Source organism: Streptomyces endocoffeicus, from assembly GCF_016741935.1.
In the GTDB taxonomy this organism is placed as follows: Bacteria; Actinomycetota; Actinomycetes; order Streptomycetales; family Streptomycetaceae; genus Streptomyces; species Streptomyces endocoffeicus.
This window is the reverse complement of sequence record NZ_JAERRG010000001.1, coordinates 1,435,598-1,455,625: the sequence shown is the minus strand read 5'-3', so window position 1 is coordinate 1,455,625 and position 20,028 is coordinate 1,435,598. Positions and strand designations below refer to the sequence as shown.

17 protein-coding genes and 1 riboswitch are annotated in these 20,028 nt (G+C 72.7%); of the genes, 6 read left to right on the top strand and 11 right to left on the bottom strand.

All coding sequences use genetic code 11. From position 1 onward, the window contains the following. Positions 1-21: 21 nt before the first annotated feature. A complete protein-coding gene (locus JK364_RS05465) occupies positions 22-195 on the bottom strand; it encodes a hypothetical protein (protein ID WP_201847998.1) in 174 nt (57 codons plus the stop codon). 73 nt (positions 196-268) lie between these two features. On the opposite strand from JK364_RS05465, the gene JK364_RS05460 reads away from it, so the two are divergent. Continuing rightward, complete coding sequence (locus JK364_RS05460) at positions 269-1,210, top strand: LysR family transcriptional regulator (RefSeq protein WP_230991312.1); 942 nt, start codon at positions 269-271, stop codon at positions 1,208-1,210. Between the two features lie 62 nt (positions 1,211-1,272). On the opposite strand, the gene JK364_RS05455 is transcribed toward JK364_RS05460, so the two are convergent. Together JK364_RS05455 and JK364_RS05450 are read right to left on the bottom strand one after the other, a co-directional pair. Beyond that, the gene (locus JK364_RS05455) at positions 1,273-2,118 is read right to left on the bottom strand and encodes a glutathione S-transferase C-terminal domain-containing protein (protein WP_201847996.1); all 846 of its coding nucleotides are present in this window, start codon (positions 2,116-2,118) and stop codon (positions 1,273-1,275) included. A gap of 346 nt (positions 2,119-2,464) precedes the next feature. After that, positions 2,465-2,611, bottom strand: a riboswitch (SAM riboswitch). Positions 2,612-2,775: 164 nt separating this feature from the next. Beyond that, on the bottom strand, positions 2,776-3,921 hold the full coding sequence (locus JK364_RS05450) for a PP2C family protein-serine/threonine phosphatase (RefSeq protein ID WP_201847994.1): 1,146 nt from the start codon (positions 3,919-3,921) through the stop codon (positions 2,776-2,778). 83 nt (positions 3,922-4,004) lie between these two features. On the opposite strand from JK364_RS05450, the gene JK364_RS05445 reads away from it, so the two are divergent. Beyond that, complete coding sequence (locus tag JK364_RS05445; protein WP_201847992.1) at positions 4,005-4,793, top strand: Fpg/Nei family DNA glycosylase; 789 nt, start codon at positions 4,005-4,007, stop codon at positions 4,791-4,793. Positions 4,794-4,912: 119 nt separating this feature from the next. On the opposite strand, the gene JK364_RS05440 is transcribed toward JK364_RS05445, so the two are convergent. Together JK364_RS05440 and JK364_RS05435 are read right to left on the bottom strand one after the other, a co-directional pair. After that, the gene (locus JK364_RS05440; RefSeq protein WP_201847991.1) at positions 4,913-5,896 is read right to left on the bottom strand and encodes a CU044_5270 family protein; all 984 of its coding nucleotides are present in this window, start codon (positions 5,894-5,896) and stop codon (positions 4,913-4,915) included. Then, the gene (locus JK364_RS05435) at positions 5,893-6,480 is read right to left on the bottom strand and encodes an RNA polymerase sigma factor (protein WP_201847988.1); all 588 of its coding nucleotides are present in this window, start codon (positions 6,478-6,480) and stop codon (positions 5,893-5,895) included. Before JK364_RS05435 ends, JK364_RS05440 begins: the two co-directional genes overlap by 4 nt. A gap of 104 nt (positions 6,481-6,584) precedes the next feature. Here JK364_RS05435 and ctaD point away from each other — a divergent pair, with 104 nt between their 5' ends. Then, a complete protein-coding gene (gene ctaD, locus JK364_RS05430; protein WP_201847986.1) occupies positions 6,585-8,249 on the top strand; it encodes an aa3-type cytochrome oxidase subunit I in 1,665 nt (554 codons plus the stop codon). A 2-nt stretch (positions 8,250-8,251) separates the two neighbouring features. After that, positions 8,252-8,599, top strand: coding sequence for a hypothetical protein (locus tag JK364_RS05425; RefSeq protein ID WP_230991529.1), 348 nt, complete (start codon positions 8,252-8,254; stop codon positions 8,597-8,599). On the opposite strand, the gene JK364_RS05420 is transcribed toward JK364_RS05425, so the two are convergent. The 6 genes from JK364_RS05420 to JK364_RS05395 all read right to left on the bottom strand — a co-directional run bounded on the left by JK364_RS05420 (position 8,586) and on the right by JK364_RS05395 (position 15,130). Beyond that, positions 8,586-10,496 (bottom strand): transglycosylase domain-containing protein, encoded by a 1,911-nt coding sequence (locus JK364_RS05420; RefSeq protein ID WP_201847982.1) that lies wholly within the window; start codon positions 10,494-10,496, stop codon positions 8,586-8,588. The genes JK364_RS05425 and JK364_RS05420 overlap by 14 nt on opposite strands. A gap of 138 nt (positions 10,497-10,634) precedes the next feature. Next, positions 10,635-11,969 (bottom strand): sensor histidine kinase, encoded by a 1,335-nt coding sequence (locus JK364_RS05415; protein WP_201847980.1) that lies wholly within the window; start codon positions 11,967-11,969, stop codon positions 10,635-10,637. 2 nt (positions 11,970-11,971) lie between these two features. After that, on the bottom strand, positions 11,972-12,721 hold the full coding sequence (gene cseB, locus JK364_RS05410) for a two-component system response regulator CseB (RefSeq protein WP_201847978.1): 750 nt from the start codon (positions 12,719-12,721) through the stop codon (positions 11,972-11,974). Further along, on the bottom strand, positions 12,718-13,587 hold the full coding sequence (locus tag JK364_RS05405; protein WP_201847976.1) for a hypothetical protein: 870 nt from the start codon (positions 13,585-13,587) through the stop codon (positions 12,718-12,720). Before JK364_RS05405 ends, cseB begins: the two co-directional genes overlap by 4 nt. 193 nt (positions 13,588-13,780) lie before the next feature. Further along, a complete protein-coding gene (locus JK364_RS05400) occupies positions 13,781-14,401 on the bottom strand; it encodes a LuxR C-terminal-related transcriptional regulator (protein WP_307841161.1) in 621 nt (206 codons plus the stop codon). A gap of 297 nt (positions 14,402-14,698) precedes the next feature. Next, positions 14,699-15,130, bottom strand: a complete 432-nt coding sequence (locus tag JK364_RS05395; RefSeq protein ID WP_201847974.1) for a hypothetical protein — start codon at positions 15,128-15,130, stop codon at positions 14,699-14,701. Between JK364_RS05395 and JK364_RS05390 the strand changes: the two genes are divergently transcribed. Both JK364_RS05390 and JK364_RS05385 read left to right on the top strand, forming a co-directional pair. Continuing rightward, positions 15,129-15,422 carry a hypothetical protein gene (locus JK364_RS05390; RefSeq protein ID WP_201847972.1) on the top strand — a complete coding sequence of 98 codons (294 nt, stop codon included), beginning with the start codon at positions 15,129-15,131 and terminating at the stop codon, positions 15,420-15,422. The two genes, JK364_RS05395 and JK364_RS05390, sit on opposite strands and share 2 nt — an antisense overlap. A gap of 78 nt (positions 15,423-15,500) precedes the next feature. Next, the gene (locus tag JK364_RS05385) at positions 15,501-20,006 is read left to right on the top strand and encodes an HAD-IC family P-type ATPase (protein ID WP_201847970.1); all 4,506 of its coding nucleotides are present in this window, start codon (positions 15,501-15,503) and stop codon (positions 20,004-20,006) included. The last annotated feature ends 22 nt before the right edge of the window (positions 20,007-20,028 follow it).

Here is a 20,028-nt window from a genome sequence, read left to right as displayed (position 1 = left end):
CGGAGATCCGTAAGAAGGGCCCTAACGGCCGCAGCGGGGGCACTGGAGGCCATGTCCGCCCGCGGTGAGTCCCTTGCCGCCGGTGCCGTAGGGGATCAGGGCCATCTGGAGCCGTCCGCAGGCGCAGCGGCTCCAGACCACGACGCCCTCGCTGGTGGTGTGCCGGGAAACGATGGTGTGCGTGTCGGTGTTCATGGCAGCAGGATGACGCCGGACGACCGTTGAGGTCCATTGCACGTTTTCCGGGTCGTATGTGCAAAATGATTTCATGATTGACCTGCGCCGGCTTCATATGCTCCGGGTGGTGCGCCAGCAGGGCACGGTCACCGCGGCCGCCGAGGCCCTGCACCTCACCCCGTCCGCGGTCTCCCACCACATGCGCGAGCTCGCGCGCGAACTCAAGGTCCCGCTCCTGGAGCCGCACGGCCGCGGCGTCCGGCTGACCCCGGCCGGGCATCTGCTCATCGAGCACGCCGACGCGCTGCTGGCCCGGTGGGAGGAGGCGCGGGCGGAGTTGGAGTCCTACCGCGCGGGCATGACCGGACCGCTGCGCATCGCGGGCTTCACCACCGCGATCAGCGGCCTGATCGCCCCCGCGGCCGGGCGGCTGCGGCACAGCCACCCCGACCTGCTGGTGCGGGTGCGCGAGTGCGACACCGAGGAGAGCATGGACCTGCTGGTGGCGGGCGAGGTGGATCTCGCGGTCGTGGAACCCATCGAGGGCGGGCCGCCGCCGGATGACGCGCGGTTCGAGCAGAGCCCCCTGCTGGAGGAGCCGCACATCATGCTGGTGCCCGCCGACCACCGGCTGGCGGGGGCGGCGTCGGTGCGGCTGGAGGACGCGGCGGCCGAGGACTGGATCGTCGCCGACCCGGGCACCTGCGACCACGCCCAGCGGGTGCGGATGCTGTGCGCGGCGGCCGGGTTCTCGCCGCGGATCGTGCACGCCGCCACCCACTGGTCGGCGGTCTGGTCGCTGGTCGGGAACGGGCTGGGCGTCTCGCTGATCCCGCGGCTGGCCGAGGGCCCGGCGGGCCAGGCGGTGGCACGGGTGCCGGTGGCGGGCGAGCACATTCCGACCCGGCGGATCCTCGCCTGCGTGCGCCGGGGCAGCCGGCGGAACCCGCTGATCGACCTCGGGATGGGGGCGCTGGAAGAGGCGGTGCGCCACCTCCAGAGCCTGGACGACTGGCCCCGATCGGCCGCCTGACGGCGCACCATGACGCCCTCTCGGGGCACCTCGACGTTCTCTCGGGACACTTCGGTGCCCTCTCAGGACACCTCGTCCTGGAGGGCCTCCGGAAGCGTGGTGTGGAAGGCCGGGTGGGCGTGCAGCCGTCGGACATAGGCGCGCAGCTGCCCATGGCGGGAGACCCGGTCGGCCGCGTCGGTGTCCAGGCGGAGCCGGTGCTCGGTGTCCAGCTGGACCAGGGCCACCCACAGGTCCACATCGGCGGCGGTCAGCTCCTCGCCCAGGGCGTACGGCGCGGCCGTCAGCCCGCGGTCGAGCCGCCCGAGGGCGGTCAGCAGCCGCTCCAGCGCCGCGTCCCGGCACTCCGCCTCGGCCGCCGTCCCGGCCTGCCGGGCGGCGTGGGTGATGTCCGCGTCGAGGAGGTCCCGGAGGGCGTCGATGTCCGTGGCGAGGGCCGCCGGGCGCAGCCGGGGGCGTCCGGTCCCGCTGTCGTCGCTCAGATGGCCGGCGAGGTCGCGCAGGATGTCGGGCGTGTGATTGCTGACGACACGTCCGGTCCAGCGGTCGCACAGCGCGGGCGCGTCCACCGGTCCGCTGTAGCGGTGCCAGGTGGCCTCGTAGGCCCCGCGCAGTGCGGCGTACGCCTCGGGGGTGTCGTCCGGGAGCCCGACGAGGGTGGTGGCCACGGTGTCCCGCAGCCCGAGCAGATCGAGGGTGATGGAGACGCGCAGGGAGAGCGGACAGCTCGCGGAGAGGTAGAGCCGATAGCGGTGCGGCACCGGGTAGAAGCCACCGGCGAGGTCGACGCCGATGCGGCTGCGGAAGCGGTGCGGTGGCGCGGGCGGGGCGATCCGGGGGCGGGGCGAGCAGGGGTCGGGGTCGAGAAGAGCGGCAGGACCTGAACTGACCGGAAACGTCTCGGACATGGCTCTCCAAGGCAGTGACGGAAGCCCCGGCCACCGCCGGTTGAGGGCGGCGCCGATGGGGCGACGGAAGGGAAGCCCGCGCGGGGCGCCCGCCGGGACGGTGCCGGGACACACCCGACCCCCGGCGCGCGGGACCGCGCTCGGTGACCGTGTCGGCTCGCGCCGACTCAGAGAGCTGGACTGGAGGCGCTGCAGATGCGCAGCAGATCGATGTGCAGCCGTCTGGTCAGGAGGCGGAGCCGGCGGAGCGGGGACAACGGCCGGGGACGCCGACGGGCGCCGTCCCCGTGGCTGTCGGTCCTGGGCATCTCCACCGATCCCATCATCGGGGGCTCGCGAGGCAGCGAGACCGCGCTTGTCCCGTCCACGCCGACGGAACCTGGTCGTCACCCGGGGGCACCCCGTCGCGGGAGAAGGGTTGCCTGTCAACGAGCCGGGGCCGATGACCCACCTGAGCGGGGGTTCCGCACGGTGGGCGCTGACAATCGTGACCGTCCCTGACAGTGTCGTCGCGCTCCGCGAGGGCGTCAACCCATGCCGGAGTCGCCAACACCGGCCGACGGTACGGCGGATGTACGGCGCCCTGGCGCGATCGGCTCGGAGATGGCGCTACCGGTTCGGAGACGGCGCGATCGGCTCGGAGACGGCGCGACCGGCTCAGCGGAACCGCCGGTCCGGGCCGCCGGTGTCCCGCTCGATGAGGACCATGGCCGCGTCGTCCGCCAGCCGTCCCTCGGCGTGCCGGACCAGGGCGTGGCGCAGCCCGTCCAGGTACTCGGACGGGGTGGCGCCGTCCAGCGTCTCCATGGTCCGGTGCAGCGGAAAGAACTCGTTGTCGTTGTTACGGGCCTCGAGCACCCCGTCGGTGTGCAGCAACAGCCGGTCACCGGACAGGAACGGAAAGGTCTCGACGCCTATCGCGGGAGGGCCGAGGAACTCCTCGAGTCCGAGTGGCGGCAGCGGGCGCGCCGGGTCCAGGGAGCGCACCTCGCGCTCGCGCATCACCAGGGGCGGTGGATGGCCCCGGTTGATCAGCTGGACCAGCGAATCGTCCGTCACCTGGGCGAGGAGCACGGTGACGAACTGCTCCTCGAGCTCCTGCGGATCCTGCAGCTGGGAGCGGTCCAGCAGCTCGTACTCGCGCGCCAGCGCGGCCGCACAGCGGCGCATCACCTCGGCGAGGTCCCGCTCGTAGTGCACCGCCTCCCGGAAGGCACCCACGACGGCCGCGGCGGACCGCACCGCGGCCAGCCCCTTTCCCCGCACATCGCCGACGATCAGCCGCACTCCGTAGCGGGTGCACATCGCCTCGTAGAGGTCCCCGCCGATCTGCGCACCGCGCTCGGCCGCCAGATAGACGCTGGCGGTGTTCACCACGCCCATCCGGGCCGGCAGCGGCCGCAGCACCACGTTCTGGGACACCTCGGCGATCCGGCGGATATGGGCCAGCTCGCGGTCCCGGCGCGCCCGCACCGCGCTGGTCACCACGCTCGCCACCGCCACCACCAGCAGGGCCAGCAGATTCGTGTACAGCTGCGGGGTGCCCCAGGCGTCGTTGTGGATGGCGGTGATCGCGCTGACCAAGCCCGCCAGCACCGCCACCCCGACGGTGCCGACCGGCCCCATGGTCACCGCCGCCAGCGCCGGAGCCGGGGAGAGCAGAGGGCCGGTGTAGAGGGTGTGCGCGGGGGAGAGCTCGATGCCGAGTACCGCCGCGAGGACCAGGAACGGCAGACACCGAGTGATCGCGAACAACGTCTGGCTGCGACCGCTCACCCCCGGGGCGGCACGCATGAATCGCATAATTCGGTACTTTATCCGATGAAGACCCCCGAACGGGGGTGTTTTCCACAACGCGACGGAAGCCCCGGGCGTAGCCTGACGCTATGCCCGAGCTTCCGGACGTCGAGGGGTTCCGGCGGACGCTCGCCTCCTGCGCCCAGGGCCACCGCGTCGAGCGGGCGGAGGTGGCCGATCCGGGGGTGCTGCACGGGGTGACCGCGCAGCGGCTGAAGCGCGACATCGAGGGCCGCCGCTTCGCGGCACCGCGCCGCCACGGCAAGTGGCTGATCGCCCCCACCGACGGGCCCACGGTCGTGCTCCACTTCGGCATGACCGGGCGGCTGGTCTGCGGGGCGGACTCCGAACCGGCCGGCCGGTTCCAGCGCGTCGCCTTCGACCTCGACGACGGCCACCGCCTCGGCTACGAGGACCAGCGCAAACTCCAGGGCATCTGGCTCGCCGCCACCGACGGCGACATCGACCGGATCATCGGCGATCAGGGCCCGGACGCGCTCTCGCTGGGCCGGGCCGATCTGGACCGGCTGCTGGAGGGGCGGCGCGGACGCGTCAAGGCCACCCTGACCGACCAGGCCGTGATCGCCGGACTCGGCAATCTGCTCGGCGACGAGATCCTGTGGCACTCCCGGATCCATCCGCGGCGGCCGGTGAACGCGCTGACCGACGGCGAGCGCGATCGGCTCCACAGCGCGCTGCGCGAGGTGCTGCGCGCCTCGGTGCGGGCGGGGCGGGTACCGGACGACCCGGACTGGCTCACCGGGCGGCGTGACGACCCGGATCCGCACTGCCCCCGCTGCGGCGATCCGCTGCGCCGCGGCCGGATCGCGGGGCGGACCAGCCTGTGGTGCCCCCACTGCCAGCGGGAGGACGTCTGACGGCCGACCGGGCCACCCGCTACTCCGCCCCCGTGCCCCGTGCCCCGTGCCTCGACAGCGCCCCCGTACTCCGCCCGCGCCACCCGCGTCCCGCCCGCCTCTCCCGGCGTGGCCGGTGGTCAGGAGATGTAGGCCGTGTAGGACATCACATCGCCCGCCTTCACCCGGTACTCGGGATCGTCCCGGGTGAACGTCTCCTCGATGTCCAGCACCCTGCCGTCGTCCGGGTCGAGGACGATCAGGTAACGGCTCTCGGGGGTGCCGGTGAACCGGAATCCCTGCCCCTCCCGGCCGAGCCGGTCGGTGACCTCGCCCGCCGGGCGAAGCCCCTTGAGCCCGGAGAGCAGGGTGACGATGTCCGCCGTCTGGCGCGGTCCCGGGATCCACACCGTGCGGAAGGACCCGATGGCCGAGAGCAGCTCCGCCGGGTCGCGGTCCGCGCCCGGGGACCAGACGGCGAGATACTCGCGCAGCGCGGCGGCACCGGCCGGGGGGTCCTCGAAGTAGCTCTGGTTGGCGCCGTCGATACCGGGCGGATAGTGCTCCTCGCTCAGCACCTTGCCGTCGTGGACCGTACGCGGCGGGGGACCGTCCTCGATCACCGGGCGGTCCGGATGGCGCGGATCGGTGGCCACCTCCAGCGTGGAACCGCTGCCGTCCGCGTTCCAGCGGGTCAGCGACTCCCGGGGCAGCGTCACCGCGTCCTCGCCCGACTTCATGCTCAGCGCCCAGCTCTGGAAATGGCTGCCCCGCTCGCTCTTCCCCGGGGACTCCTCGGCCGCCGCCCGCGCCCGCCGGACGATCTCGGCGAGCGATACGTCCGCCCGGGAGGCATGCGCCACCAGCGGCAGTGGTCTGGGCGCGGCCACGGCGGGGGAGGAGCCGGTGCCCGAGACGGTCAGCGCCAGAGCGACGACCGTCGCGGCCGCCGCGGCCCCCAGGCTCCAGACCGCGCGCCGCCGTACGGTGCGGCGCCGCCGGTCCCGGGACGGCAGCCGCCGCAGCAGCAGCTCGGCCCGCGCGTCCAGCGGCCGGTCCCGCCAGGGGCCGGTGTCGGCGGACACGGGGTTGGCCTCGCGGAGCAGATCCAGTTCGTCGGTCATGCGTGTCCATCCTTGTCGGCCCTGTCAGCCCTCTGGGCCCTGTCGCCCTTGCCGCTCGTGCACCCCGGCGAAATCCGGTCGTCCCGGCGCAGGGTCTCTATCTGCTCCCGCAGCCGCCGCCGCGCCCGGTGCAGCCGCATCGCCGCGGCGGACCGGCCGCACCCCAGCACGGTGCCGAGCTCCTCGACGGTCAGCTCCTCCCACGCCGTCAGCCGCAGCACCTCCTGGTCGGCCTCGGCGAGCCGGGACAGCGCCTCCAGCACCCAGGAGCCCGGCCGCTCCGCGTCCGGACTCGCCACGGTGCGCCCGCCGCGCGTCACCTCGTGGTGGCCCAGTCTGAGCAGCAGTCGGCGGTAACGGCCTTTGCCACGCACGGTGTTGGCCAGACAGTGCCGGGCCACCCCGTAGAGCCACGGCAGCGGCGACCCGGGCAGTTCGGCCCGGCGCCGCCAGGCCACCGCGAAGACCTCGGCGACCACTTCCTCGACGTCCCATGCCTGATCGTCCAGCCGCCGTGCCACAAAACGGCTGACCGCCCAGTAATGCTCACGGTAGGCGGCGTCGAAGGCGTCGTCGGTGCTCATGATCCGAAGGTGTCCGGCACACCGCAGATCATCACACCTGGCGGCGGGCCATCCTGACCGGCCGTCGGAGTGATGATCCACGGGGTGCCGGACACCTAGCGGTCATGAGGAACAACACCGTTGTCGCGGCGGCGCCGGCCGCCCCGCCGTCGCGCCGCCCCGGGCCGGGGGCCACGGCCGTGAAATGGCTGACCACCACCGATCACAAGACGATCGGCACGCTCTACCTGATCACCTCGTTCGCCTTCTTCTGCATCGGCGGGGTGATGGCGCTGCTGATGCGCGCCGAACTGGCCCGTCCGGGTACGCAGATCATGTCGAACGAGCAGTTCAACCAGGCGTTCACCATGCATGGCACGATCATGCTGCTGATGTTCGCCACCCCGCTGTTCGCGGGGTTCGCCAACTGGATCATGCCGCTGCAGATCGGCGCGCCCGATGTGGCGTTCCCGCGGCTGAACATGCTGGCGTACTGGCTGTATCTCTTCGGTTCGCTGATCGCGGTGGGCGGGTTCCTGACCCCGCAGGGCGCGGCCGACTTCGGCTGGTTCGCCTACTCCCCGCTGTCGGACGCGGTGCGCTCACCGGGTGTCGGCGCGGACATGTGGATCATGGGTCTTGCCCTCTCCGGGTTCGGCACCATCCTCGGCTCGGTCAACTTCATCACCACGATCATCTGCATGCGCGCCCCGGGCATGACGATGTTCCGCATGCCCATCTTCACCTGGAATGTGCTGCTGACCGGTGTGCTGGTGCTGCTGGCCTTTCCGGTGCTCGCGGCGGCGCTGTTCGCCCTGGAGGCGGACCGCCAATTCGGGGCGCAGGTCTTCGACGCGGCCAATGGCGGGGCGCTGCTCTGGCAGCATCTCTTCTGGTTCTTCGGCCATCCGGAGGTCTATATCATCGCGCTGCCGTTCTTCGGCATCATCTCCGAGGTCATTCCGGTGTTCTCCCGGAAGCCGATGTTCGGCTATATCTCGCTCATCGCGGCGACGATTTCCATCGCGGGCCTTTCGGTCACCGTCTGGGCGCACCACATGTATGTCACCGGCGGCGTGCTGCTGCCGTTCTTCTCCTTCATGACGTTCCTGATCGCCGTGCCCACCGGTATCAAGTTCTTCAACTGGATCGGCACGATGTGGAAGGGGTCGCTGAGCTTCGAGACCCCGATGCTCTGGGCGGTCGGATTCCTCATCACCTTCGTCTTCGGCGGTCTGACCGGCGTGATCCTGGCCTCGCCGCCGATGGACTTCCATGTCTCGGACACCTACTTCGTGGTGGCCCACTTCCACTACGTCATCTTCGGCACCGTGGTCTTCGCCATGTTCGCCGGATTCCACTTCTGGTGGCCCAAGTTCACCGGCAAGATGCTCGACGAACGGCTGGGAAAGATCACCTTCTGGACCCTCTTCCTCGGCTTCCACGGTACGTTCCTGGTGCAGCACTGGCTGGGCGCCGAGGGAATGCTGCGCAGAATTCCGGACTACCTGGCGGCCGACGGCTTCACCACCCTGAACACCATCTCGACCATCAGTTCCTTCGTCCTCGGCCTGTCGTTCCTGCCGTTCCTCTACAACGTCTGGAAGACTGCCAAGTACGGCGAGAAGGTCGTCACCGACGATCCCTGGGGCTATGGACGTTCGCTGGAATGGGCGACCTCCTGCCCGCCGCCGCGCCATAACTTCGTCAGCCTGCCGAAGATCCGTTCCGAATCCCCCGCGTTCGATCTGCACCATCCCGATGTCGGCCAGAAGGAGAGTGTGGCGTGACTATGGCCAGAGCCGCCGAGCCCCCCGGTATCGCCGCCGGAATCAACCAGATCGAGGGCTATCTGCTGCTGCGGGGCGAGCGGGACGCGGCCCGGGAACGGGCCCGCCGCCTCACCGGGCGGCTCGACTGGCTGACCTCCGCCCAGCGGGCGGAGGTCGAGCGGGTCTACCTCCAGGACCAGCTGGCCGTCACCGAGCAGACCCTGCGCACGGTGGTGCGGCGCTGCGAGGAACTGCGGGCGGAGTACCAGGAGGTCTACCGGACGCTGCGCCGCCGGCTGCTGCTGGTCTGCCTCCTCGGGGCCGCGGCCCTCGCCGCCGGCCTCGCCGCCGCCCTCACCGTGCGATAGGCCCCGTCTTGGCCGGCCCCGTCTCGGCAGGCCCCGTCTCGGCCGGGACCGGAACCGTCCCCGACCCCGGGCCGAGGTCGAACCAGGCCGGGGGCGCGTCGCCCAGCGCCTGGTCGGTGTAGTGGCTCCAGAGCTCGGCGACCCGCTGGACACGGGCGTTCTTCAAGGGGATCTGCTTCCGCTTCTCGGCGTCCTCGCCGAAGAGGGCGACCGCGGTGACCAGGTCCGGGGTGTAACCGACGTACCAGGCGGCCCTCTTGTCGTCGGAGACCCCGCCCTTGCCCGCCGAGGGCCGTCTGATGGCGCGTACCGCGGTCGCTCCGCCGTCCTCGATGAGACTCCGGGTGATCAGCTGGGCGGCCGCGGGGGCGATCGCCCGGTCGCCCACCGCCTTCGGCGGCCCGGCCGTCTCGTCGCCGCGCCGGGCGGACTTCACGATGCTCGGGGTGACCCGCTTGCCCTGATGGTCGAACGAGGCGTAGACACCGGCCATCCTCAGCGGGCTCGAGCCCATCAGCCCCAGTCCGACCGACTCCTTGGTGCCGAAGCCGTCGCCGTCGGTGTCCATGCCCAGGGCCCCGGCGGTGCGCTTGACCTCCGGCAGTCCGCCGGCGGTGGCCCCGTCCCGCATCTTGGCGTCCAGGGACGAGGCGACGGTGACCGGTTCGAAGACGGGGCCCACCTGGTAGTCGCCGCGGGTCGCGTTGGACAGATAGTGCCGGGTGTAGTCCCGGCCGCCGTAGAGCGCGACGATCCGCCCGTTCCTCGGGTCCACCGAGACCGCGCCGCCCTGGGTGGCGGCCGCGTCCGAGCGGGCCCGCTTGCCCTTGGCGGAGCCGTCGAGGCCCTGGTGCATCGTCTTCTCCAGCGCCCGCTGTTTGGCCGGATCGACGTTGAGGGTGATGGTCCAGCCGCCCGCGGCGAGCTCCTGTTCGCTGACGCCCGAGGCGATCAGCTCATTGCGGGCCGCGTCCACGAGATACCCGGCCTGGCCGCCGAGACCGGGGGCGGGCTCGGGGGCCACCGGCTGGGGGAAGCGCATCCGCTTCCGCTCCGCGGGGTCCAGCCAGTGCATGTCCACCATGTTGTCCAGCACGTAGTTCCAGCGCCGGGTGACCAGGCGCTTCGCCTTGGGGCTCGCGACGGCCCAGTCGTACTGGCTGGGGGCCTGCACCAGCGCCGCGAGGTACGCGCCCTCCTCGACGGTGAGGTCGTCCACGTCCTTGTCGTAGTACGCGCGGGCGGCGGCCTGGACGCCGTAGGCGACGCGGCCGAAGTAGCTGGTGTTCAGATACCCCGCGAGGATGTCCTCCTTGGAGTTGCGCTGGTCGACCTTGAGCGAGATCACCAGCTCCTTGATCTTGCGGCTGGCGGTCTGCTCCTGGCTCAGGTAGTAGTTCTTGACGTACTGCTGGGTGATGGTCGAGCCGCCCTGAGTGCCCTTGCCCGTCGCGGTGTTGACCAGCCCCCGCAGGATGCCCGTCGGGTCCACGCCGGAGTCCTTGTAGAAGGACTTGTTCTCGGCCGCCACGAACGCGTGCTGCACACCGGTGGGCACCCGGTCGAGGGTGACCATCTCGCGGTTGATCTCGCCGGTGCGGGCGAGGATCGTGCCGTCGCTGAACTTGTAGACGTTGCTCTGCGCCTTCGCCTGGGCGTTGGCCCTGGGGATGTCGATCGAGTAGTAGAGCACCGTGAACGCCCCGATCAGCAGCGCGCACAGGGCGGCCACATAGGCGAGCAGCTTCCGCCAGGTGAAGAACCGCCGGAAGCCGGTCCGCTTCCGCTTGCCGCGTCCTCTCGCTCCGCGCCGCCGGCCCGGGGGTCTGGTGTCCCGCGGCGTCTGCTCCGAGTCCGGTGTGAACCGTACGCGTAGTGCCGTCAGGGGACCTGCCATGCCGATTGCTCCTCCGTCGATCCCGGCCGCGAGGTTTCGCGCGGGTCGGCGCCATCCTCCTCAGCGAAGATCTTCGGAACCGCTACGGACGGTCTCGGCGGGGACTCGGCCGGGTCTCGACTTCCGCTCGACGATGTATCAGCCGTGTATCGGTCCGGGCTCCGGCCGTTCGGACTGCTCGGGGCGCTCGGGCAGGCGCAGCGTGGCGACCGCGCCGCCGTCCGGTGCGTTGCCGAACTCCAGCGTGGCGCCGATGACTTGAGCCTGGCCGACGGCGATGGTCAGCCCGAGGCCATGGCCCCGGCCGCGCTCCCGGACCCCGGTGCGGAACCGCTGCGGGCCCTTCTCCAGCAGATCGTCCGGAAAGCCGGTGCCGTGGTCGCGGACCGTCACGGTCCGGCCGTCCGCCGCCACCGTCACCTCGACCGGTTCGCGGCCGTGGCGATGGGCGTTGACCACCAGATTGGTGACGATACGGGTCAGCCTGCGGGGGTCCGTCCACACCTTCGGGCCGTCCGTGACGTCCTGCTGCCCGATGCCCTCGCGGTCCTGCTGCCCGATGTCCTCGCGGTCCCGCTGCCCGGTGTCCTCCGCCGTGCCGGTCCGCAGCCGCGCCGACAGCCCGGTGCCCGCGATGGCCTCCTCGAGCACCGGCCCCAGGGGGCAGGGGGACAGATCGGCCTCCTCCGCCCCCGCGTCCAGCCGGGAGATCTCCAGCAACTCCTCGACCAGCGTGCTCAGCACCCGCACCCGGTCGCGCACATACCCGGCCGCCTCGCCCGGCGGGAGCAGCTCGGCGGCGGTGACCAGACCCATCAGCGGAGTGCGCAGCTCATGCGCCACGTCGGCGGTGAACCGCTGCTCGTCGAGCAGCCGCTCCTGCAGCGCGGCGGCCATCGAGTCCACGGCCCCGGAGATCTCGGCGATCTCGTCGTGCGGGCGGGTGGCGGGGGAGATCCGGGCGTCCAGGTCCCCGGCCGCGATCCGCCGCGCGGTGGCCGCCGCCAGCCGCAGCCGCCGGCTCATCCGCTCGGCGGTCAGCACGCCCAGCGGCAGCACCACGGCCGTGGTCATCAGTCCGGCCAGGATGATGTTGGTGTCCAGCGCGCCGATGTCGCGCATCGCGGTGCTCATGTCGAGGCGTACGGACAGGACTTGGTCATCGGCGGGCCGGGCCGCCCACATCTCGGGTCCGTCCGGGCCGGTGGTGAACTCGGTGCCCTGATGGCCCTTTTCCACCAGGCGCCGCAGATCCCCGGGGAGCCCGGGCGCGTCCAGCACCGCGCCGGAGCCCTGGATGGCGCCGGTGCGGGCGTAGATGGCCGCGGCGCGGTCGAGCGTGGTCCTGGCCCCGTCGCGTGCCTGGGACAGTTCGCGGTCGCGCGAGGCGTGGTGCACCAGGACGCCCACCGCGGCCGCGGCGGCACAGGTCGCCGCCGCCACCAGGGCGACGATCCGCCATCTCAGCGTCATCGTCAGCGCCGCAGCTTGTAGCCGAAGCCGCGGACCGTCTCGATCCGTTCGGCGCCTATTTTGGCCCGCAGCCGCTGCACATGGAGGTCCACCACCCGGGTGTCGCCCTGCCATGCGTGGTCCCAGACCCGGCTGAGCAGCGTACGGCGCTCCAGCACCACACCGGGCGAGCCGGCGAACTCCAGCAGCATCCGCAGTTCGGTGGGGGTGAGCGCCAGCGGCTCTCCCGCGCGGCGCACCTCCATGCCGCGGGTGTCGATGGTCAGATCGCCGAAGGCGAGGGTGTCGGGACCGGCCGCGCCGTCCGCCTCCGGAGCCCCGCCGCGCTGGGCGCGGACCACGGGGGTGAAGGAGGCGCGGCGCAGCAGCGAGCGGATACGGGCCACCAGGACCGCGCTCTCGCACGGCTTGACCACATAGTCGTCGGCACCCGCCTCGAGACCGGAGACCACGTCCAGGGAGTCACCGCGCGCGGACATCATCAGGATCGGCGCCAGGCTGAACTCGCGGACCCTGCGGCACAGTCCGATGCCGTCCAGCTCGGGCAGCATCACATCCAGCAGCAGCAGATCGGGCTGTCTCTCCCGGAAGATCTCCAGCCCGGTGAGGCCGTCGCCCGCGGTGGACACGGTGAAGCCGTACCGCTCCAGGGCCATCCGCACCGTATTGCGGATCACCTCGTCGTCCTCGACGAGCAGCAGATGCGCCTCGGTCGGGGAGCCGGGGCCGGGCGGGGTGAAGGCGGTGGTCATCGCGTCGTCCTCGTCTTCGTACGGGTACCCGTGTCCGCCGCTCCGCGGGTGCTGCCCGGCACGGCCTCCGGTTGGGCGCCGGGGGTGGCGGTCCGGGCGGCCCCGCCGTCCTCCGGGATCGGGGGCCGGATGTCCGCGCCGTCATCCGGGACGGGCCGGATGTCCGTGCCGTCCTCCGGGACGGGGGTCCGGGTGGCCGTGCTGCCCTCGGGCGTCACGGCCACCATGACGTTGCCGTTCCAGCGGAAGCGGGTGGTGACCCGGCCGTCCCCGCCGATCGCGGAGATCAGCAGATCGCGGCCGAAGGTTTCGCCGGTGAGCCCGGGCGGGCCCCAGTAGATCAGCACGGGGCGGACCGTGCGGCCCGAGGCCGTGTAGACCTGAAGCAGCGTCCGCTCGAACGCCGGCAGATCGGCCGCCACCACCAGTTCGTCCCGGCCGTCACCGGTCAGATCGCGGTGGACGGTGTCCCGCAGCGGGCAGTGGCTGCCGTCCGGGCACAGCGAGACCTCCTTCTGCACCACCGCCGGCACATTGGGGTCGTGGAGCAGCAGGTTCTTCGCGGACAGGCGGGCCAGTCCGCCCGAGGGCACCTTGACCTTGTCCACCGGCAGATAGCGGGTGAAGTCGTTCTTCTGACGGGGCGTGGGCGGGGCCGAGGGGGTGTACTGGGGCCACAGTGGAACCGCGCTGGCCGGTGCCGAGAGCGGGGGTGCCGAGCCGTCGTCCCGCACCCCCGCCTGGGCCGCGCACCCCGCGGCGGTCACGGCGGCGCAGGCGGCCACCACGGCGGGCAGAAGGGCGCGGGGCAGCCCGGGGCGGGGGCGTCGTCGCGCGGTGCGCGATCCGGTGGGGAGTGAACGCATGGCCGTCTCAGCCTACTGAGCGACGGAGGCGTGCCACGCGGGACCCGTGAGGTATCGGCCGGGCCGCGGGACCCGTGACGTATTGGCCGGGCCGCGCGAGTCATGACGTATCGGCCGGGCCGCCGAGGACGACAGGCCCGGGGCGGTGTCGCCCCGGGCCTGTTCGGTGTGACGTGGCGTCACATGAGGTGCGTCACTTGATGAATTCCGGGCGAACGCGGGCCGGCCAGGTGCCGACGGTCAACATGCCCGCCGCGTAGGCGCGCGAGACCAAGGCCGCCCGGTTGGGTGCCTTCATCTTCCGCAACATGGATCCCACGTGGTATTCGACACCCTGTCTGCTGAGATAGAGCTTGGCGGCCATCTGTACGGTCGACGCGCCGGTGGCCACGCCCTCGAGTATCCGGGCCTCCAGCGGCGACAGCAGCTTCTGGCTGGTGGGGGTCGGTTCCTCCTCTGGTCGTTCGTCATCAGGTTTGACCATCACGACGATGGCCGCGAGTCGGTCGGACCGGCCCTGGATGGCCGTGCCGGTGAGCTTGCCCGAGAACACCTGGCCCCGTGAGTGGTAGCCGAGGACGCGCTCGGTGAAGCGGGTGCGCCGCCCGTCGTGCAGCCGTGAGAAGTGTTCCCGCAGGACGGAGGGGGTGCTGGGGTGCAGCAGGTCGAACAGGCTGCGGCCGCACAACTCGGCGGACGAGGCGCCGAAGTGCCGGAAGAAGTCCTCGTCCCCGGCCACCACATGGAGGTCGGGGGCGAGCGTGGCCATTCCGGTGGCGTGCCGCGAGGCGGCGGACACTGCCTGTCCGGGCACTCGAGGGGCACTCTGAGCGCTGTGGGGGAGGGCCAAGAGGAGTCACCGCTTTCGGTCGGTTCGTGACGGAGTGGTCAGTCCGTCTCGGGTGAACCCCCAGGTGACGGAGGGTCGGCGCATCGCGGCCACGCAATGCGCCGGACCCCAGGGGGAATTCAGTGACGGGTGTTAGGCCCGCTTCCTGGTGTATACCAACGCTACAGTGACTGTGGGGTGCCCGTTCCCAACAGAGTTGTGCCCGTTTTTTGACCGCTTTGCAGACGGAATCGATGCGGCGCGAAGCCGCTGGTCGAAACGTTACGCCGCGGCCTTGGCTGATCTACGCGTTCGCGAACGGCTCCCGGAGCGGGCGCTCCTCGAACTCGAGCGGTCCGAGGTGCGACCCCCGCCGCGGCCCGCGCCGCGCCGCTCGGACGGCTCGGCCATGATGCCGCCCTTGCGCAGCACCGCGTAACCGACCCCGATGCCGAGGGCCACCGGCCATTCGATGATCTCCACGGCACCGAGCGCGCCGAGCCCCACGTACAGCGGGAGTCCGCCCTTGGCGGGCAGCACCCGGCGGGCCATCTCGATGGGCTTCATCGCGACCTTCGCCGCACCACCGGTCGCACGGGTGGTGGCGTGGCCGACCGTCCCGAAGGTCTCCTTCGTGGCGTGGCCCACGGTGTCGAGGGTTTCTCTGGTGGCGTGGCCGACGGTATCGAACCCCTCCTTCGTGGCGTGGCCCATGGCGTTGAACGTGGGCACCGTGACGGTCAGGCTGCGCCTGCCGTCGCTGCGCGATGTCTCCATGGGGCCCTTGGCGGCCTTCGCCGTCCGCTGCCGCTGTGTGGTCTTCGACGGCCTGGTGGCCTTCGTCGGCCTCTTGGCCGCCGAGGGCTTCGAGGTGGCCGACGTGGTCTGGGACTTCGCCGTCGCCTTGCCGCCGCGCGCCGGTGATGCCGTCTTCTTCGCGGCGGTCGAGGAACTGCGCTTGCGTGAAGTAGCGGGAGTGGTCACTGGTCTCACATCCACACGGTGATGAGGGATGGAATCTTCTTCCCTTTTCAGGGTAATCGTGATGAACCGGGCGGGCCGCCCGGAGAGCGGAGGTCCCTTGATGTCACCGCTGCCGTCGCTGTCAGCATTGCGCCTGCCCCTGCCGCCTTCGCTGCTGCTCGCGCCACTCAAGAGCGGTGTGGCCGCGGGCGTGCGGGATGCGGCCGGAACCGTCGGACGGCTGGTCCGGCCCGCCGAGCGCGGGATCTGGTCCTACCCGGGGCGGTACTACATCGAGGTCCGCGGGGTGCACGGCATCGGCGGCGAGCAGGTGGCCCGCCGGGTGGAGCGGGCGCTCGAGGAACATCCGCGGGTGCGGTGGGCGCGGGTGAACGCGCCCTCCGAACGGGTCGTGGTGGCCGTGGGCAAGCCGCCCCCGTCCGAGCAGGACCTGATCGCCCGGATCGAGCGTGCGGAGGTCCAGAAGCCCGCCGCGCCCACCGAGGAGTTCGACGAATGGGCCCCCGAGCCCCGCCACCCCTCCGGCGGTGCCAGGGAGTCCCAGTCGCTGGCCGTCGTGGCCGCGGACGTCGTGGGGCTGAGCGTGGCCACCGCCCTGCGGATGGCCCCCTGGCTCAGGCTGCCCACCGAGGTGGCGGCGACCATGTCCGTCATCCAGAACCACCCCCGCCTGCGGCGCCTCGCCCTGGCCATCACCCGCGGGGAGCCGACCGAGGCGGCGCTGCCGGTGCTGACCGCGCTGACCCAGGGCGTGGCGACCCGGGGCGGTGGGCTCGCACTCGACCTCATCCAGCGGATGGCCCTGTGGCGGGAGGCGGAGGCGGAGGGCCGGGCCTGGGCCGCGATGGAGCCGCACCTGGTGCACGGCCCCCAGGACGTGGTGGCCGAGCCGATCGTGGTCGAGCGGCCCGGACCGACCCCCAAGGACACCGTGGAGCGCTTCGCGGAGCGCTCCATCGCCGCCGGCGCCGCGGCCGGGGTCCTTACCGTGCCCTTCGCCGGCCCGCGCCGCGGGTTCGCCGTCGGGTTCGCCTCCGTGCCCAAGGCGCCGGGGGCGGGCCGGGAGGGGTTCGCGACCAGCCTCGGCCGGTTCCTGGCACTGCGCGGTGTCCTGGCCATGGACCGCAGCTCACTGCGGCGGCTGGGCCAGGTCGACACGGTGGTGCTGGACGAGGCGGCGCTGCGCGGCGACCGCTACGAGCCCATCGACCTGGAACTCCTCGGCGGCGCCGACCCCGAGCGGACGGCCGAGCGGCTCTTCGATCTCTTCGACTCCGATGAGCCCCTGGAGACCCGCCGCGACAACGGATGGGTGCTCGGTCCCCTGGACCGGCTGGAGCTGACCGGGCGCACCGGGCAGCAGACCGCGGCGAGACTCCGCCGCAGGGGCAGCGAGCGGGTGCTCGGCCTGGCCCGGGGGAGCAAGCTCCAGGCGGTGGTGGGGCTCGCGCCACAGACCGTGCCGGGCGCCGAGGCCGTGGCGGCCGCCGCCCGCCGGGCGGGGTCCCGCATCGTCCTGGCCACCGACCGGCAGCAGCCCACCGACATCACCTTCGCCGACGCCGTGGTGCCCTCCGGCGGCCGCCTGGTGGCCTCCGTACGCTCCCTCCAGGCCGACGGCGCCGTGGTGCTGCTGCTCTCCGGCAACCGCCGGGCCCTGGGAGCCGCCGACTGCGGCATCGGGGTGCACCGCGACGGGGAGCCCCCCGCCTGGGGCGCGCATCTGATCGTCGGCGCCGACCTGGAGTCGGCCGGGCTCATCGTGGACGCCGTCGGCGTGGCCGCGCGGGTCGACCGGGAGAGCGCCCTGCTGTCCGCCGGCGGCAGCTCCATCGGCGCGGTGGCCGCCCTCCAGGCGCCCCCGGACCAGGCCACCGCGCGCGCCGCGGCGTCGGGCACCAGCGCGGGGACCCTGGCCTTCGCCCTGGGCAACTGGCGGGCGCGCCAGCTCCTCGCCCGCCCCATGGACCCGCCGGTGACCACCACCCCCTGGTATCTGATGCCCGTCCCCCGGGTGCTGGAGCGGCTGCGGACCCGGCCCGGCGGGCTGACCCCGGAGGAGGCGGCATCCCGCACCGCGCAGGGACCACGCCGGGGCGAGCCCACCGGCACCACCCTGCCCGCCGCGTTCATCGAGGAGCTCGCCAACCCGCTCACCCCGGTCCTGGCCGCCGGGGCCGCCCTGGCCGCCGCCGTGGGCTCGCGCACCGACGCCGCGCTGGTGGCCACCATCACCGGCATCTCCGCGCTCGTCGGCGGATTCCAGCGGGTCAGGACCGAGCGGGCGCTGTCCGAGCTGTTCGCCCGGTCGGCGATCGGCGCCCGGGTCCGCAGGGGTGGTACGGAACGCCTGGTGACCGCCGGGGACCTGGTCCCCGGCGACATCGTCGTGCTGGGCCCGGAGGACGTGGTGCCCGCCGACTGCCGGGTGCTGGAGGCCGAGGGGCTCGAGGTCGACGAGTCCTCGCTGACCGGCGAGTCCCTCCCCGTGCACAAGTCCCCGGCGCCGGTCGTCGGCGCCCACATCACCCAGCGCCGGTCGATGCTCTACGAGGGCACCACGGTCTCCGCCGGGCGGGCGGAGGCCGTCGTCGTGGCCACCGGACCGGCCACCGAGGTCGGCCGCAGCCTGGCCACCGCCCGCCAGGCCGCCCCCGTCACCGGTGTCGAGGCCCGGCTGACCGCGCTCACCCGCTCCAGCGTGCCCATCGCGGTCGGGTCCGCGGCCGCGGTCGCCGGTGCCGGACTGCTGCACGGCCTGCCGCCCACCGAAAACCTCGCCTCCGCCGTCAACCTCGCCGTGGCGTCCGTCCCCGAGGGGCTTCCGTTCCTGGTCAACGCCGCCCAGCTGGCCGCCGCCCGGCGGCTGGCCGACCTCGGCGCCCTGGTCCGCAATCCGCGCACCATCGAGGCGCTCGGCCGCGCCGACGTACTGTGCTTCGACAAGACCGGGACCCTCACCGAGGGCACCCTCCAGCTCGCGGCCGTCAGCGACGGCGGCGGCCCGCTTCCCGCCGACCGGCTCGACGCGCCCGGTAAGGCCGTGCTCGCCGCCGCCCTGCGCGCGACCCCGCCGGCCCGCCAGGCCGAGCCCATGGCGCACCAGACCGACCGCGCGGTGAGCGTCGGGGCCCGCCGGGCCGGGGTCGGGGTGCGGCGCGGAGCGCCCCGCTGGCGCCGTACCGACTCGCTGCCCTTCGAACCCTCCCGCGCCTACCACGCCACCGCCGGGCGCACCCCGCACGGCGCGCTGCTCAGCGTCAAGGGAGCGCCCGAGGGCGTCCTGGAGCGGGTCGTCCGGCGGCGCGTACCGGGCACCGGACGGGTCACCCCGCTGGACGCGGAGGACATCAAGAAGCTGGCCGACGCCGCCGAGGAGCTGGCCGGAGCGGGGCGGCGGGTGCTGGCGGTGGCCGAGCGCCCGATGCGGGACGGTGAGGACCTTACCGACGCCACCGTGCGGGACCTGGACTTCCTCGGCTTCATCGCGCTCGCCGACCCCGTCCGCACCAGCGCCGGTCCGGCCACTGAGCGGCTGCGCGAGGCCGGGGTGCAGACCGTGATGCTCACCGGCGACCACCCCGCCACCGCGGACGCCATCGCGGCCGCCATCATGGACGTCCCCGAGCCCAAGGTGAGCACCGGTCCGGAGCTGGACGAGATGGACGACGAGCGGCTGGACGAGCTGCTGCCCACGGTGGACGTGATCGCCCGGTGCAGCCCGCACCACAAGGTCCGTATCGTCCAGGCGTATCAGCGCCTCGGCCGGGTGGTGGCCATGACCGGCGACGGCGCCAACGACGCCCCCGCGATCCGGCTGGCGGACGTCGGGATCGCCCTCGGCCGGCGCGGCACCCCCGCCGCGACCGCCGCGGCGGACCTCGTCGTCACCGACGACCGCCTGGAGACCATCGTCTCGGCCCTGATGGAGGGGCGCGCCATGTGGGCCTCGGTCCGGGCCGCCCTCGCCATTCTCATCGGCGGCAACTTCGGCGAGGTCACCTTCAGCGTGGCGACCTCGGCCCTGACCGGCACCACGCCCCTGAGCGCGCGTCAGATCATGCTGGTCAACCTGCTGACCGATCTCGCGCCCGCGCTCGCCATCGCGGTGCGCGAGCCCACCGGGCACACCGGCGAACGGCTGCTCAAGGAGGGCCCCAGCCGCTCGCTGGGCGTGGCGCTCACCAAGGAGATGCTGCTGCGGGGCGTCATCACGGCCGCCGGGGCCGGACTGGCGTGGACCGGCGCCCGGGTCACCGGCCGGGGCCGCAGGGCCAGTACGGTAGGGCTCGCCGCCCTGGTGGGCACCCAGCTGGCGCAGACCCTGGCGACGGGCGGCATGGACCGGCACGTCCTGATCGCCGGTCTGGGCTCGGCCGCGGTGCTCGCCGCCATCATCCAGACCCCGGGCGTCAGCCAGTTCTTCGACTGCACCCCGCTCGGCCCGTTCGCCTGGGCCATCACCCTGGGCTCCATCACCGTGGCCACCCTGTTCGGCCCCATCCTCGCGCCGATGCTGCACCTCGGCAGGACGCCGTTCGAGGAGGCGGCGGAGGAGGAGCGCACGGACGCGGCGGACCGGCCGGAGACCGCGGCACCGCGGTGAGCACCGAACCTCTTGCGCCGCC